Origin of the sequence: Micromonospora pallida, from assembly GCF_900090325.1 — a bacterium.
In the GTDB taxonomy this organism is placed as follows: Bacteria; Actinomycetota; Actinomycetes; order Mycobacteriales; family Micromonosporaceae; genus Micromonospora; species Micromonospora pallida.
This window is the reverse complement of record NZ_FMHW01000002.1, coordinates 5,905,513-5,919,865: the sequence shown is the minus strand read 5'-3', so window position 1 is coordinate 5,919,865 and position 14,353 is coordinate 5,905,513. Positions and strand designations below refer to the sequence as shown.

Genomic DNA, 14,353 nt, shown 5'->3' with positions numbered 1-14,353 from the left:
TGCCGAACGTCGGACCCTGTCCGTACGCTTCCTGCCCATGACTCCCGATCAACGTCGTTCGCGGAGTTCGGACAGTGGCCCGGCCCTGCCGGCCCTGCTGCGCGGGCACCGGCTCGCCGTTGGCCTCACCCAGGCCGAACTGGCGACCCGGGCCGGTATCGGCGTGCGGACCGTCCGTGACCTGGAGCGGGGTCGGTCGTCCCGACCGCAACGGACCACCGTGGACCTGCTCGCCGACGCACTGCGGCTGGGCGACGCGGACCGGGCAGCCTTCCTGACCGCCGCCCGCCGCCGGGTGACGGCCGAACCGCCCGTGGGAGCAGCCGCTGTGGCCTCGCCGGCCACGGTGGCGCCCGGCACGACAACGCCCGGCGGGATCGCGCCAGCCACCGTGGCGTCCCCGACGACCTCCGTGCCGGTCGCCCGCTCCGGCATGGAGGAGACCGACCCGCTCGGCGAACTGTCGGTGGACCTGCCACCCCCGGTCGACCTGATCGGTCGGGATCACGACCTCGCCGAGCTGACCAGACTGCTCGGCCGGGACCGGGGCACCCCCGTGGTCAGTCTGGTGGGACTGGCCGGCGTCGGGAAGTCGGCGCTCGCCCTGGCGGTCACCCGCCAGGTGGCCGACCAGTACCCCGGCGGCATCGCCGGTGTCCTGGTCGGTGAGGGCTCCGACGCCAGTTGCGTGCTCTCCGCGGCGGCGGCGGTATTCGGCGTCACCGGTCCGGCCGAACTCGTCGCCCGGCTCACCGGTGTTCCGACGCTGCTCCTCGTCGACGCCGTGGAGCGGGCGCCAGAGGCGGTGGCCGAAGCCCTGGACCGGCTGGTCCGGGTCCTGCCCGAGCTGCGGGTGCTGACCACCGGCCGGCACCCGGTCGGCCTGCCCGGTGAGCGGGTCTGGCCGGTGCCCCCACTCGACGTGCCGCCGGACGACAAGGCCGGGCCGGATCCACGGGCGCTGGCCGACCACCCGGCGGTGCGGCTTTTCACCGACCGGCTGGCCCAGGTACGCCGGGAGCCGCCGACCCCGGAGGAACTGCCAGCCCTCGCCGCGCTGGTCCGTCGCCTCGGCGGGCTGCCGTTGGCCATCGAGCTGATGGCGGCCCGGGGCCGGATCCTCGACCTCAACGAGCTGCTGGACCGGTACGGTGACCGGGTTCTCGACCTGGCCGCGCCGCCGCCCCCGGGGGAGGCGGTCGCGGTGACCCTGCGGGAGGCGGTCGCCGCCAGCTACCGTCTGCTCGCGCCGGACGAGCAGGCGGCCCTGCGCCGCCTTGCCGCGTTCCGCAACCGGTGGTCCGTGGGGCTGGCCGAGGAGATGCTTGCCGGGGACGGGACGGCGGGACCCGCCGATCCGGTACCGCTGCTGGACCGGTTTCTCGAACTCGGGCTGTTGAGCGTCCGGGGCGCCGGATCGTTCCGGTTCCGGCTGCTCGACGCGGTGCGGGACTTCGCCACCGAGCAACTGGTCGCGGCCGGCGAGGAGACCCGGGTCCGACGCCGGCACGCCCAGATCGTCCTGCGGTTGGTGAACCGTACCGAGCCCGAGCTGACCGGCACCCGTATGATCGGCGCCCTGCACCGGCTCGACGAGCTGACCAGTGACATCGTGGCCGCCCTCACCCACGCTTCGGGCGACGACCCGCACACCGCCCTCCGCCTGGCGGCGGGGCTGTCCCGCTGGTTACGGCTGCGCGGGCGGGACGAGGCCGGCCGGCAGTGGCTGCGCCGGCTCCTGGCTGATCCGCGTACCGCCGACGCCGACCCGGCGGTGCGGGCGTCGGCGGCGCTCGGGCTGGCCCGGCTCACCACGGTGCACGGCGTGGGCCCGGTGGACGTCCCGGCGGTCCGGGACGCGCTCGCCGTCTTCCGACGCCTCGGGGACGTCGCGGGGGAACTCGACGCGTACGGCGTACTCTGCACGCTCCTGATCTGTGCCGGCGCGAACGACGAGGCCCGCGAGCAGGCGGAGGCCATGCTGGCGGTGGCCCGACGGCACGACCGGGTACGCGACATGGCGGTCGCCCAGCGCAGCCTGGCCTGGCACGACGTCCGGGCCGGCGACCTGGGTGCGGCGCGGCGGCGGCTGGCCGCGGTCGACCGGCTGGCGGGTCGGTGCGGGGAACAACGGATTCGGGTGCTGGCCCGGGGGGACCTGGCCGAGGTGATCCGCCTGGAGGGTCGGTACGCCGACGCGGTCGAGCACGGGCGGTGGACGGTGGCGGCGCTCGCCGAACTCGGTGAGTCGGGGTACCGCCGCCGGGTCCTCGGTACGGTGGGCCTGGCGCTCGCCCAGGACGGCCGGTTGGTCGAGGCGGGTGAGGTGCTGGCGGAGTTGCGGGCGACCGTACCGGCGCAGTGGGTTCCGGAACACGTGGAGGACGGCTGCTGTGCGCTCCTGGAGGCGACCATCGCGCTGAACCGGGGTGACCGGGAGTGGGCGGCGGAGTGGTTCGCGGCGGCGGCGGAGGCGGTCGGACGGGGTCGGCGCAGTGCCGTGGAGGCGCTGGTCGGGCTGGCTGCGAGCACCGGGGACGTCGCGCTGCTCGACCAACTGGACCAGGCCTGCCGGAAGAACGGGATCCGGCTGTTGCCGCAGGAGGAGACCCTGCTCTACGCCCTGACGGCGGCCCGGTCCTGAGCGGAGTGCCGGTTGGCTGGCCGCGCGGGCGGCAGTTCCGTCGGCGCGGTTCCGGTGGTGTGGCACGGCCGGTGTGTCGGTAAGCGCGGCACGGCCGGTGCGGTTCGGTCAGTGCGGTTCGGTTCGGTCAGTGCGGTTCCGTCGGTACGGCCTCCGGGAAGGCGCGAGCGAAGAAGCCCCCTTTGTGGTGCTACCCCTCGCTCATCGCTCGCGCCGTCACCCCCCGGTGTCCCCGCTGAAAGGGAAGGTTAGCGGTGGCCATTGGAAGCCGTTGTCCATTTTCTCCGGGATGATGGCGGGTGTCGGTCACTTCTGCCGGTCGTTCTGCCGGTGCCTGTCCCCCGATGACACTGGCCGTACGATCCGGCGCGTTCCGATCACCGCCGCCCGGCATGAATGGCGGGCTGTTCCGGTTTCATCGGTGCCGCGTCGTCTGGTGCGGAATCCTGGCTGCCTGCGGTGGCCCCTGGGTGAACCGCGTCGCGAACCTTGCGGAGGGCGTGCAGCAGCGCCGCCAACTCGGCTGGCTCGAGCTGGCCGGTGAACCACTGATCGATGATCATCAGGTGGCCGGGCAGGGTCTTGTTGAGCCGGTCCAGCCCGGACCGGGTGACCACCGCGTACGAACTGCGGCGGTCGGAGGCGCAGGCGCGGCGGCAGACCAACCCGTCCCGCTCCATCCGATCCACCACCCGGGTCACGCCGCTGGTGGAGAGCGAGGTCTGCGCGGCCAGGTCGGTCATTCGCAGTTGGTTGGCGGGGGACCGGGCGAGTCGGGTGAGCACTTCGAACTCGACGGCGGAGAGGCCGTTCTCCTCGTACTGGGTGGCGAATCGGGCCAACAGGCCGGCATGTGCCTCGACGAGCAGGCCGACAGCGGTGATTCGAGGGTCGTCCATGACGTTCTTGGTCACTCGGGCATCCTATCAGTCATTGATGTTGGGAATTTTGTTGAGTGGATATCTGCTAGCGCAATTAACTTGCCTCCATGTCGGGTGCTCGGGTCGACACCCCCGCCGTCGGCGCCCGTCGGGCGGGCAAGGGTGGTCGCTTCGTCGCCTGGGCACCACCATGCTGGACCAGGGTCACAAGTGGGTCGGGTTCCACTCGTCGCACGAAGGTGGGCAGAGCGTGCCTGTGACGTATCTCCACAGTTCTCGGCAAATCTATGTTCTTGAATAGAATGTAGGGTGGTCGTACCGGAGGGATGGATCGGATGCGGCGGGGCGGGTGCGATTTGTCACGGGTTGCTCGTTGCTCGTCCTGTGCCGTACGGACCACGACCGGGTAGGGATACGGCAGGCGCCTTCCCGTCGGGGCCGTGGGCGTGACCTGTGTCGACCACGGGCCACGACCTCTGGCCCCGACGCGGGCGGTGCTCCTAACGTGGAAGACCACAACGCGCCGTCGCCGGTCCCCCGGGCCGCGCCGACCGCGCCTCGCGCCGGGAGGACAGATGGGCAGAGACGTCGTGCAGGGCGCCTTCTCCCGAGAGGACCGGGTCCGCTACCGGCAGAAGGTCCGGCGATGTCTGGACGTCTTCGCGCTGATGCTCGACGACTTCGGCTTCGACGCGGACCGCCCGATGACGGGGCTGGAGATCGAACTCAACCTGGTCGACGCGGCGGCCGAACCGGCGATGCGCAACGACGAGATCCTCGCCGACATCGCCGACCCGCTGTTCCAGACCGAGCTGGGCAGGTTCAACCTGGAACTGAACGCCAAACCCCGGCTGATCGGCGGCCGGGGCTTCACCGAGTACGAGCAGGACCTGCGCGGCAGTCTGTCCCGGGCCGGGGAACGGGCGGCGCGGTCCGACGCCACCATCGTCATGGTCGGCATCCTGCCCACCCTCACCGATGAGCACCTGATCGCCGACAACCTCTCCAAGGACGAGCGCTACCGGGTGCTCAACGACCAGATCGTGGGGGCCCGGGGCGAGGACATCGAACTCGACATCCGGGGCGTGGAACGGTTGCAGACGCACACCGACTCGATCGCCCCGGAAGCGGCCTGCACCAGCCTTCAGTTCCATCTCCAGGTCGCCCCGGACAGCTTCGCCGACTACTGGAACGCCTCCCAGGCCATCGCGGGCGTCCAGGTCGCCGTCGGGGCGAACTCGCCGTACCTGTACGGCCGCCAACTCTGGGCGGAGACCCGGATCGCCCTCTTCGAGCAGGCCACCGACACCCGGCCGGACGAACTCAAGGCCCAGGGGGTACGCCCGCGGGTGTGGTTCGGCGAGCGGTGGGTGACCTCGATCTTCGACCTGTTCGAGGAGAACGTCCGCTACTTTCCGCCCCTGCTGCCCATCTGCGACGACGAGGACCCGGTCGACGTGCTGCACGCCGGTGGCGTCCCCGAGCTGAGCGAGCTGCGGCTGCACAACGGCACCGTCTACCGCTGGAACCGCCCGGTGTACGACATCATGGACGGCCGGCCACACCTACGGGTGGAGAACCGGGTGCTGCCCGCCGGTCCGACGGTGGTGGACATGCTGGCCAATGCCGCCTTCTACTTCGGGCTCGCCCGGGGGCTCGCCGAGTCCGACCGCCCGATCTGGAGCCAGCTCACCTTCAGTTCTGCCGAGGAGAACTTCCACGCCGCCGCCCGGCGTGGCCTGGGCGCGGTGCTGCACTGGCCCCGGCTGGGTGAGGTGCCGGTCGGCCAGTTGGTGCTCGACGTGCTGCTGCCGAAGGCGGCTACCGGACTGGACCGGTTCGGCGTCGACCCGGCCGAACGCGACCGGCTGCTCGGCATCATCGAGCAGCGCTGCCGTACCGGCCGCAACGGTGCGGTCTGGCAGACCGAGACGGTCTGGGCGGCCCAGCGGCACCGGGGCATGGACCGCGACGCGGCGTTGCAGCACATGGTGCGGCGCTACGCCGAGCTGCAACACACCAACGAGCCGGTGCACACCTGGCCGGTCGACTGAGGCCGCCGGGCCGCCGGGCCGCCGGGCCGCCGGGCCGCCGGGCCGCCGGGCCGCCGGGCCGCCGGGCCGCCGGGCCGCCGGGACGGCCGGCGGCCCGGGACGGCCGGCCAGTCGCGGGGCCACCAGCCCGCGCGGGGCGGCTGGCTGGCCGTCAGTCGCGGGGGCGTCGGGACGCGGCGCGGCCCCGGGGCCGGGGTTCGGAAGCCGGTCCGTCGGCGGACGGGGTTCCGACTGCCCCGTCCGGTTCGGCGGTATCCGGGGTGGGCCCGCCGGGGGCCACGCCCCCTTTGGTGGCCGATTCGGCTGGTCCGGGGCCCGGGTCGACAGGCGGCTTCGCGCGGCGGGGGCGGGGCACTCTCGGCGTAGACCTGGTGGCAGGACGACGCGACGCGCCGGTATCCGACTCCAGGGGTGCCGCCTCCAGCACCACCGCTTCTCCCGCCGGCACTGCTTCTCCCGCCGGCACCGCTTCTTCCGCCGGCACTGCTTCTTCCGCCGGCACTGCTTCTCCCGTAGGCACCGCTTCCCCCGCCGGGGCCGGCTCTCCGGTCGGTGCCGGCAGAGCCGGTGCGGCCGCCGGGGTGGCGGCGTCGGCATCGGCATGGGCGTTCGCGGCGGTCTGTTCCGCGTCGGCCGTCGCGGTGGTGACCTCCGGACTGCCCGGCACGGTCTTCGCCTCCCGGCGCTGGGCCAGGGCGCTGACCAGGGCCGAGCCGGCAACTCCGGCGACCACCGCGTACGCCGCGACGAGTTGCGCGGAGAGTTGCTCGGCGTCGATCTGGACCAGTCGGGGCACCGTCAGCAGAAAGGCAACGGCGACCAGGAGCGGCCCCGCCGTTCCGGAGACGGCGGCCCCGACCCGCAGGTGCGTCGAGCGGGCGGCCCGGCGCGCCGCCAACGCTCCAACGACCAGGGCCGAGCCGAGCGACAACACCGCCGTCGGCCAGTAGAAGTCACCGAGCCAGTACGCGGGACGGTCGGCGGAGAGCTGCCAGACCCCGAGTCCGGCACTGGTCGTCCCCCGACCGGCGAGCACCGCGTCGACGACCGCGACCACTGCGAGCAACCAGAGCCAACCGACGCTGGCGACTATGTTGGCCGCCGCTGCCGGTGACCGCAGGGCCCAGACCGCGAAGAGGACTCCGACCACCACGCCCGCCCCGGCGTACGCGGCGGCCACGCTCTGCGGCTCGGTGCTGTCGGTCGGGTTCGCCGCGCCGGCCGGTACCGCCACGAGCAGCACGGTCACCAGCGCGCCGAGGGCCGCCGCCAGGGCGGAAGGGATCCCGCTCGGACGGCTCCGGGCGTGAGCGCCGCTGGTGGACCGCCGGGTGAGGCGCTGTGCGCCCACCGCCCCGGCGACGGTCGAGGTGGCCGCGATCCAGGTGGCCCAGGCCAGGCCCGCCGTCCAGACCGGGTCGGGCAACCCGCCGGCAGCGGTGTCCGGAGGCGTCCAGGTGACGATGCCCAGCCCGTAGCCGAAGCCGAGTTGGGCGGCGCCCACGGCGGCAGCGATGCCGACGGCGGTCGCCAGCGTTCCTCCCCAGCCCCGTACGGCCATGCCGGGCAGCGTAGCGCCCCGCTGGTTTTCCGGCGACCGGTGGCGCGGGGCCGGAGAGGGCGGGAGGGCGGGGTCGTACGCCGGAACTGGCCGGCGGGCGCCGCCGGTGGGGCAACCGAACCGGATGACAGCCTGGGCGGTTGTTGATGATTCGCAGTTGATCGCCGTTAAGAGAGTAGTTTGGACGGTAGCGGGCCTGATGTCCGCTTGGCCGCGAAGGACGTGCCATGAGCGACGACCGCCAGGAACCGTGGACCGGAAAGACGCCCGAGGGTCGGCCGGGAGGCGTCGCACCGTCGGGTGGCCGGCCGCCGGACGGACGTCCGGACACCCCGGCCGGGCCGCCCAGGGAACCCACGCGGGTACGACCGGCGACCACCGCCTGGTCGGGTCGGGCGGAGGTACCCCCGCCGAGGTCCGCCCACGACGCGGAGGCCGCGCCGGCCGAGTGGTACGTCGAGGACCAGGGTGATCGACGATGGTGGATGCCGATCGTGGTGGCCTCGGTGGCACTGGCCGCCTTCGCTGTGCTGGGTCTCGGCCTGTGGCTGGTCGCCCGAACCGGACCGGAGGCCACCCCACGGTCGCCGCTGCCCTCGCCGAGTGCGGAGCCGCCGACCAGCGCACCGCCGACCTCGCCGAGCACCAGGGCACCGACCACTCAGGCCCGGGTGCCGATGCCGAACCTGGTCGGGCTGCCCCGGTCAGCCGCCGAGGCCGCGCTGGACCGGCTGGGCCTGGGGTACCGGTCAGAACTGCGTCGCTCGGACCGGCCGGCCGGAACGGTGCTCGGGACCGAGCCGAAGGCGGGCGAGCGGGTGCCGGTCGGTACCGACGTCACCCTGGTCGTCTCCGAGGGCAGCCAGCCGACCAGCCCATCCGGAGCCTCCCCGGCCCCGACCCCGCCGCCGACCACCGGCCGTACCCCGACTGCCGCCGCGAGCCGATGAGCGCTCACCACCTCCGGCGGCGCGATCCGACGATGCCCAGGCCGGTCAGGGAGATGGCCAACCCGAGCAGACCGGACCAGACCAGGGATCGGTGGAGATCCTCCGGCGGACCGCCGCCCCGGTCCGGTCCGGCGCCCCGGGGCGGGGCCGCCCGCCGGGCGTCGACCGTCGGAACGGTCGACCCGACAGGCGGGGAAGGTACGTTGTCCCGTTGTCCCGCGCCCGTCCCGTTCCGGTGACCGACGGTGCCGGAGTTCGTCAGATCGGCCGGTCCTCCGCCCGCCGGGACTCCGCCGTGTGCGGAGAGGCTCGGCGGGGCCGGAGCGGTCAGGTGGGTGGTGGAGTGGGCCGGTACCCGGACCACGACCACGAGCGCGGTCGCGGCGCCGATCAGGGCGAGCAGGCCGGCGGCGTAGCCGACACGGGACAGCGGACGCCGACGGGCGGCGGTGTGGTTGAGCATGGTCATCCCAGGTTCAGGGTCCGGGACGTGCGGGGTGTCGCCTGCCGGGGTGGGCAGGTCCAGTCTAGGGCCGCCGCCCGTGCCGTACCCGGGAAATGCCCAGCTCAGCCCACTCGGACCGGAGTTCTGGCGGCCGGCCGCCGGGCCGCCGGGACGGCCTGCGGCCGAGGCTCGGGCGCGGCCTTGACCAGCGCCAGACCAGCGCGTTGCACGAAGATCGATCTTTTGCTGACCGCCTCGCCCGCCGGGTTCAGTTCGTAGCCCTCGAGCCAGAGCCAGCCGTCGAAGACCGGCAGGTCCAGCACGCGGATCACGCGGAACAGTATCGACCGGCGAAACTGCACGCTTGCCGCACGAGTCACGTGCAGTACGTCACCAGAGCGGGGAAGCACATCGGCTCCTGTGAGGGATCGGCCGGCGACACGCCGGCGGAAGGCGTGAACGACATTTCCGGCCCGAACGCGGGGTACCGCGGGGACGGACCGGCATGGTGAGGTGATGCTGGTGGGGCCGTGCCCGCTGGTGGCGGACCCGGCACCCGACCAACATCCGACTGCTTCCGGCTACCGCTCCCGCCGCCGAAGCCGACAGGCGTCCAGCGGCGAGGTCCTTACTCCGGAGGCAGGTTTGTTTGTCCTGTTCGGGTAGGCTTTGTCCCGGTTGTTCGCGGCGCGTTGACCGCGCTGTGGAGCCAAATCGAAACGGTGCGTAACCCGAGCCATGCGGACAGACTGCACGAGTGACCTGCCGCATGCAAGTTGCACGTCGACTTTTGCCGATACCTGAACGCTCTGCCCGTCGAAACCTCCGCGATCGCCGCCGCTTGATGCCGTGGTCAGGGAACCGGCACACTGGACGCCGGCCTTTCGCCGTCGCGGCCGGCCGATGACCGCAACCATCCCCGCCGCGAACGATTGCCCGCCGGCCAACGGTCGCGCCCCCGGCGGGTGGACCGGTACGGGCGCGATCGACCGGAGGTACCCCGGTGAGCGCGATAAGTGCTTGCGAGTCCGACTGCCGTACGACAGCGGTCGGGACAACCCGTGGGAGTAGCGGACCGGCGGGGCGGGTGGCCGGGTGGAAGGGGCCGACCCGGTGAGTGAACGCCGGAGCCCGACTATCCGGCGTCGCCGCCTCGGCGCCGAGTTGCGCCGGCTGCGCGAGTCCGCGGGGATCACCATCGAGGCCGTGGCCGAGCGGCTGGAGTGTTCGGCGTCGAAGGTCTCCCGAATCGAGACCGGCCACACCACCGCCACCCCACGCGACGTACGGGACATGCTCGCCATCTACGGGGTGTCGGAGGTCGAGCGCGAGGAGTTGGTGCAGATCGCCCGGGAGGCGCGTCAGCGCGGGTGGTGGTACCCGTACAACTCGGTGCTCTCCGGGGCGTACGTCGGACTGGAGGCCGCCGCCAGCTCCGTGCGGGCGTACGAGCAGCAGGTGGTGCCGGGTCTCCTGCAGACCGCCGACTACGCCCGGGCGATGATCGAGTTCGCTCGCCCGGACATGCCCGCCGACGAGGTGGACCAACGGGTGCGTGTCCGTTCCAACCGCCAGTCGTTACTGACCCAGGACGATCCGATCGATCTATGGGTGGTGCTCGATGAGGCGGTGGTGAGCCGGCCGGTGGGCTGTGACGAGGTGATGCGGGCGCAGATGGCGCGGCTGGTGGAGGTGGCCGAGCTGTCGAACGTCACCATCCAGGTGCTGCCCTTCAGCGTCGGGGCTCATGCGGGCATGGACGGCTCGTTCACGATCCTCGACTTTCCCGAGCCCGGTGATCCAGATGTCGTGTACGCGGAGAACGGTACGGGTGGGCTCTTCCTCGAGAAGAGCGACGAGCTTCAGCGCTTCAACTACATCTTCGACCAGATTCGAACCCAGGCCATGCGACCGGAGGCGTCTATCGCACACATCGCAGAACTGGCAGAGGAGCCGTTGTGGAAATGGCGACCAAGAGGGTCCTCGCGGACCTGACGCACGCATCGTGGTTCAAGAGCTCGCGCAGCGGGCCGAACTGCGACAACTGCGTGGAGGTGGCGTTTGTGACCGGAGCGGTCGGGGTCCGCGACTCGAAGGACCCGACCGGACCCGCTCTGGTCTTCGCCCCCGGTGACTGGCTCGCCTTCGTCGGCGGCACCAGGCACGAGGCGTTCGGCCGCAACTGAATCGGCCGACATGGCGTCGGCGGAGGGCCCGCATTCGGGTTGGGCCCTCCGCCGGTGCCCGGTGTGACAGTGGGCGCGGTCCCGTACTCCCGGCAAGGTGCCCGGGGGCGGGGGCCGCGCCCTCGTCATGTCGGCGAGGAGTACGGGGCCCGCCCTCGTCATGTCGGCGAGGAGTACGGGGCCGCGCCCTCGTCATGTCGGCGAGGAGTACGGGGCCGCGCCCTCGTCGTGTCGGCGAGGAGTACGGGACCGCACTGCCAGTGCCGGCGGGGGACCCTGCTGTCAGTGCAGGTAGCAACCATCGGCGAGGGCCACCGCCGGACCAGACCCGTCGCCACTTCCGTCCCACCTCGTTGTACCTCTCGTCATCGGTTGGCCGAACGGTCGGCCAGGCAGATCCGCAACCGAGCGAGGCAGGTGGACGGGTGACGACGATCGGATCAGAGAACCTCACCAACGGGCCGGGCAAACCGGAGCGGTTCGGCGGCAAGTACCGCGGCGCCCGCCGGGACACTGTCCTGACGGAGGTGGTTTCCACCGATTCCGACCTCGGCAGCCGGGAGGGCGGTGGGACCGCCGAGTCGGCCGGACCGTTGTCCCTGCCGTCGCTGGACACCAACCCGCTCACCGAGCCGTCGTTCCCCCCGGCCGGGTGGCCGGTCGAGCCCGCCGAGCCGCTGGCGGACCATCCGCTCCTGCGTGGCCTGTTGCTGGAGTTGCCGCCCCGGGGCAGCGTGCCGCCGCCGGGCTGGTTGGACCGCTGGTTCGAGGCGACCCGGGCGATCCTGGAACTGCTATACGTGCAGGGTGGCGGTCGCGGGCGCTGACCCCACCGTCGGGGGCGACGCGCCGGCCACCTCCGGTCCGCCGGCCACACGCGACACGAGCGATGCGCCGGCCAAGTGCGGACCGTCCGCCACGGGTGACTCGTCCGCACCGACCGGTGCCGCCGGTCCGCCGGTGCCGGGGCGGGCCCGGGCGGCGAGCCGACTGTGCCGCAGCACGTGGCGTACCCCGATCGCCGCGATCCCGACCAGGACCACCGTGCGGGCCGGTGCGGCGAGCAGGCTGCCGGCGGCTGGGCCGAAAGCGCCGGCGGTGACCACGGCCGGCACCATCGCCAGGCCGGCTATCTGGAGTGGCAGCCCGACCAGCGGGTGGGCGGCGTGGGCGCGCAGACCGGGCGGGACGGGTGCCCGGGGCGCGGCGGCGAACGCGCCGGCGCCGGCCCGGAGCCGGTGCAGACGGCGTACGGTGCTGACCGCGACGACCAGTGCGGGCAGCGCCGCCAGGGCGAGCGCGGCGCCGGCCCGGTCGGCGTGGGTGGTGCCGGCGGTGCCCAGGGCGGCGAGTGCCACCGCCGCCATCAGGCTGAGTCCGGTCAGGCTCAGGACGATCAACCATCCGGTACGCTGCCGCAGGGCGTGCACCCGGTCCAGTCGAGGCAGTCCGTCGGCGACCATGCCGGCGGTGAGCCAGACTCCCGCGACGGGCAGCAGGGCGACGAGATGACTGTCCATGCCAGACATCCTTTCCCGTTCGGCGGTGTGCCGAATCCGGGCCCGCCCCGGCTCGTGCCGGCGAATTCCCCGTAGGGGGCATCCCATCGAGTTATTGACACTTCGACATGTTTATCTTGATCTCGGTGCCGACCTAGCCTCAGTTCGATTGGCGATCATCGATCCACCCAAGGGGGTGGACCGTGCGCCGGTCGGAGGGGAGGTAGGGAGATGCGTCTCCCACGCAGGTCGATTCTGGTCGGAGTGGCTGCCATGTCGATGGCAGCGACCGCCACACCGGCCCTGGCAGCCGAGTCCGTCGGCAGCATCCTGAACGCCGGCGGCGCCACCGCTGTCGCCGACAGCTACATCGTCGTGTTCAAGGACACCACGGTCGCCCAGACCAAGGTCAGCGACAACGCCAAGCGGCTGGTCGGCAAGCACGGCGGCACGGTCGCCCGGACCTACAGCGCCGCGCTGCGCGGCTTCGAGGCCCGCGTCGACGCGAAGACCGCGGCTCGGATCGCGGCGGACCCCGCCGTCGCGTACGTCGAGCAGAACCACACGGTCAGCATCGCCGCCACCCAGGCCCCGACGCCGTCCTGGGGCCTGGACCGGTCCGACCAGCGGGCGCTGCCGCTGGACAACTCGTACACGTACCCCGGTACGGCGAGCAACGTCACCGCCTACATCATCGACACCGGCATCCGGACCACGCACACCGACTTCGGTGGCCGGGCGACCTGGGGCACCAACACGGCCGACACCAACAACACCGACTGCAACGGGCACGGCACGCACGTCGCCGGCACCGTCGGCGGTACGGCGTACGGCATCGCCAAGGGCGTCCGCCTGGTCGCCGTCAAGGTGCTCAACTGCCAGGGCAGCGGCACCAACGCCGGCGTCATCGGCGGCGTCGACTGGGTGACCGCGAACGCGCAGAAGCCGGCCGTGGCGAACATGAGCCTCGGTGGCGGTGCCAACGCGACGCTCGACACCGCGGTCCGCAACTCGATCGCCTCGGGCGTGACCTACGGTCTGGCCGCCGGCAACAGCAACAACGACGCCTGCACCGGCTCGCCGGGCCGTACCGCCGAGGCCATCACGGTCGGCGCGACGACCAACACCGACGCCCGGTCGTCCTTCTCGAGCTTCGGCACCTGCCTGGACATCTTCGCGCCGGGCTCGTCGATCGTCTCGGCCTGGAACACCAACGACACCGCCACCAACAACATCAGCGGCACCTCGATGGCGACCCCGCACGTGGTCGGCGCGGCGGCCCTGGTGGCCGGCGCCAACCCGACCTGGACCCCGCAGCAGGTCCGCGACAGCCTGGTCAACAACGCCACCAACGGCGTGGTGACCAACCCCGGGGCGGGTTCGCCGAACAAGCTGCTCTACGTCGTCAACGACGTCACCCCGCCGACCAACGACTTCTCCGTCTCGGTCTCGCCGGCCTCCGGCTCGACCGCGCCGGGCGGCGCGGTGACCGCCACGGTCAACACCGCCACCACCAACGGCTCCGCCCAGTCGGTCAGCCTCTCGGCCAGCGGGCTGCCGTCCGGGGCGACCGCCTCGTTCAACCCGGCCACCGTCACCTCGGGTGCCTCCTCGGCGCTGACCATCAGGACCTCGGAGACCACCCCGCCCGGCACCTACTCGGTGACCGTGACCGGCACCGCGGCCTCGGGCAGCAGGACCGCGACCTACTCGCTGACGGTGACCGGCAACGGTGGCGGCAGCTGCTCCGGCACCAACGACACCGACGTGGCGATCCCGGACCCCGGCACCGCCACCAGCTCGATCACCATCTCCGGCTGCGGCCGGGCCCCCTCGGCCACCTCGACCGTGGCGGTGAACATCGTGCACACCTACCGTGGTGACCTGGTCATCGACCTGCTCGCCCCGGACGGCACGGCGTACCGCCTGAAGAACTCCGCCCTCTTCGACGGCGCGGACAACGTCATCGCCACCTACACCGCGAACCTCGCCGGTGAGGCGGCCGACGGCACCTGGCGTCTCCAGGTGCGGGACGTCTTCAGCGGCGACACCGGCTACATCAACACCTGGTCGCTGAACCTCTAGGCAGCGCCGCAGCACGAGGGGCTCCTCCTCCGGGAGGAGCCCCTTCGC

General features: G+C 72.4%; 12 protein-coding genes. 7 read left to right on the top strand and 5 right to left on the bottom strand.

The features are described 5' to 3' along the window. The first annotated feature begins 37 nt into the window (after positions 1-37). Complete coding sequence (locus tag GA0074692_RS24850) at positions 38-2,644, top strand: ATP-binding protein (protein WP_091654050.1); 2,607 nt, start codon at positions 38-40, stop codon at positions 2,642-2,644. Between the two features lie 377 nt (positions 2,645-3,021). On the opposite strand, the gene GA0074692_RS24845 is transcribed toward GA0074692_RS24850, so the two are convergent. Then, on the bottom strand, positions 3,022-3,558 hold the full coding sequence (locus GA0074692_RS24845) for a MarR family winged helix-turn-helix transcriptional regulator (RefSeq protein WP_091648119.1): 537 nt from the start codon (positions 3,556-3,558) through the stop codon (positions 3,022-3,024). Positions 3,559-4,100: 542 nt separating this feature from the next. Here GA0074692_RS24845 and GA0074692_RS24840 point away from each other — a divergent pair. Further along, a complete protein-coding gene (locus GA0074692_RS24840; protein ID WP_091648117.1) occupies positions 4,101-5,579 on the top strand; it encodes a glutamate-cysteine ligase family protein in 1,479 nt (492 codons plus the stop codon). 151 nt (positions 5,580-5,730) lie between these two features. Here the strand turns inward: GA0074692_RS24840 and GA0074692_RS24835 are convergent, their stop codons facing one another. Continuing rightward, on the bottom strand, positions 5,731-7,140 hold the full coding sequence (locus GA0074692_RS24835; protein ID WP_176738568.1) for a hypothetical protein: 1,410 nt from the start codon (positions 7,138-7,140) through the stop codon (positions 5,731-5,733). A 227-nt stretch (positions 7,141-7,367) separates the two neighbouring features. Here GA0074692_RS24835 and GA0074692_RS24830 point away from each other — a divergent pair, with 227 nt between their 5' ends. Then, complete coding sequence (locus GA0074692_RS24830; protein WP_091648115.1) at positions 7,368-8,090, top strand: Stk1 family PASTA domain-containing Ser/Thr kinase; 723 nt, start codon at positions 7,368-7,370, stop codon at positions 8,088-8,090. A gap of 4 nt (positions 8,091-8,094) precedes the next feature. On the opposite strand, the gene GA0074692_RS24825 is transcribed toward GA0074692_RS24830, so the two are convergent. Together GA0074692_RS24825 and GA0074692_RS24820 are read right to left on the bottom strand one after the other, a co-directional pair. Further along, positions 8,095-8,559 carry a hypothetical protein gene (locus tag GA0074692_RS24825; protein WP_091648112.1) on the bottom strand — a complete coding sequence of 155 codons (465 nt, stop codon included), beginning with the start codon at positions 8,557-8,559 and terminating at the stop codon, positions 8,095-8,097. Positions 8,560-8,657: 98 nt separating this feature from the next. Further along, positions 8,658-8,945 (bottom strand): hypothetical protein, encoded by a 288-nt coding sequence (locus GA0074692_RS24820; RefSeq protein ID WP_091648110.1) that lies wholly within the window; start codon positions 8,943-8,945, stop codon positions 8,658-8,660. 703 nt (positions 8,946-9,648) lie between these two features. Between GA0074692_RS24820 and GA0074692_RS24815 the strand changes: the two genes are divergently transcribed. From GA0074692_RS24815 to GA0074692_RS24805, 3 genes are all read left to right on the top strand, one after another. Then, entirely contained in the window at positions 9,649-10,530 is an 882-nt protein-coding gene (locus tag GA0074692_RS24815) for a helix-turn-helix domain-containing protein (RefSeq protein ID WP_091654047.1), read from the top strand. Next, positions 10,500-10,721: a DUF397 domain-containing protein gene (locus GA0074692_RS24810; protein ID WP_091648108.1), complete on the top strand. Its 222-nt coding sequence runs from the start codon at positions 10,500-10,502 to the stop codon at positions 10,719-10,721. Before GA0074692_RS24815 ends, GA0074692_RS24810 begins: the two co-directional genes overlap by 31 nt. A gap of 425 nt (positions 10,722-11,146) precedes the next feature. Next, positions 11,147-11,548, top strand: coding sequence for a hypothetical protein (locus tag GA0074692_RS24805; RefSeq protein ID WP_091648106.1), 402 nt, complete (start codon positions 11,147-11,149; stop codon positions 11,546-11,548). Here GA0074692_RS24805 and GA0074692_RS24800 read toward each other — a convergent pair. Further along, positions 11,516-12,241: a hypothetical protein gene (locus GA0074692_RS24800; protein WP_245730442.1), complete on the bottom strand. Its 726-nt coding sequence runs from the start codon at positions 12,239-12,241 to the stop codon at positions 11,516-11,518. The genes GA0074692_RS24805 and GA0074692_RS24800 overlap by 33 nt on opposite strands. A gap of 210 nt (positions 12,242-12,451) precedes the next feature. Here GA0074692_RS24800 and GA0074692_RS24795 point away from each other — a divergent pair, with 210 nt between their 5' ends. After that, positions 12,452-14,305, top strand: a complete 1,854-nt coding sequence (locus GA0074692_RS24795) for a S8 family peptidase (protein ID WP_091648105.1) — start codon at positions 12,452-12,454, stop codon at positions 14,303-14,305. Positions 14,306-14,353 lie beyond the last annotated feature (48 nt).

Bases quoted from the DNA above. Each gene is read 5' to 3' on its own strand.
- GA0074692_RS24850 (WP_091654050.1), top strand. From the start codon at position 38: ATGACTCCCGATCAACGTCGTTCGCGGAGTTCGGACAGTGGCCCGGCC.
- GA0074692_RS24840 (WP_091648117.1), top strand. From the start codon at position 4,101: ATGGGCAGAGACGTCGTGCAGGGCGCCTTCTCCCGAGAGGACCGGGTC.
- GA0074692_RS24835 (WP_176738568.1), bottom strand. From the start codon at position 7,140: ATGGCCGTACGGGGCTGGGGAGGAACGCTGGCGACCGCCGTCGGCATC.
- GA0074692_RS24830 (WP_091648115.1), top strand. From the start codon at position 7,368: ATGAGCGACGACCGCCAGGAACCGTGGACCGGAAAGACGCCCGAGGGT.
- GA0074692_RS24825 (WP_091648112.1), bottom strand. From the start codon at position 8,559: ATGACCATGCTCAACCACACCGCCGCCCGTCGGCGTCCGCTGTCCCGT.
- GA0074692_RS24810 (WP_091648108.1), top strand. From the start codon at position 10,500: ATGGCGACCAAGAGGGTCCTCGCGGACCTGACGCACGCATCGTGGTTC.
- GA0074692_RS24800 (WP_245730442.1), bottom strand. From the start codon at position 12,241: ATGGACAGTCATCTCGTCGCCCTGCTGCCCGTCGCGGGAGTCTGGCTC.
- GA0074692_RS24795 (WP_091648105.1), top strand. From the start codon at position 12,452: ATGCGTCTCCCACGCAGGTCGATTCTGGTCGGAGTGGCTGCCATGTCG.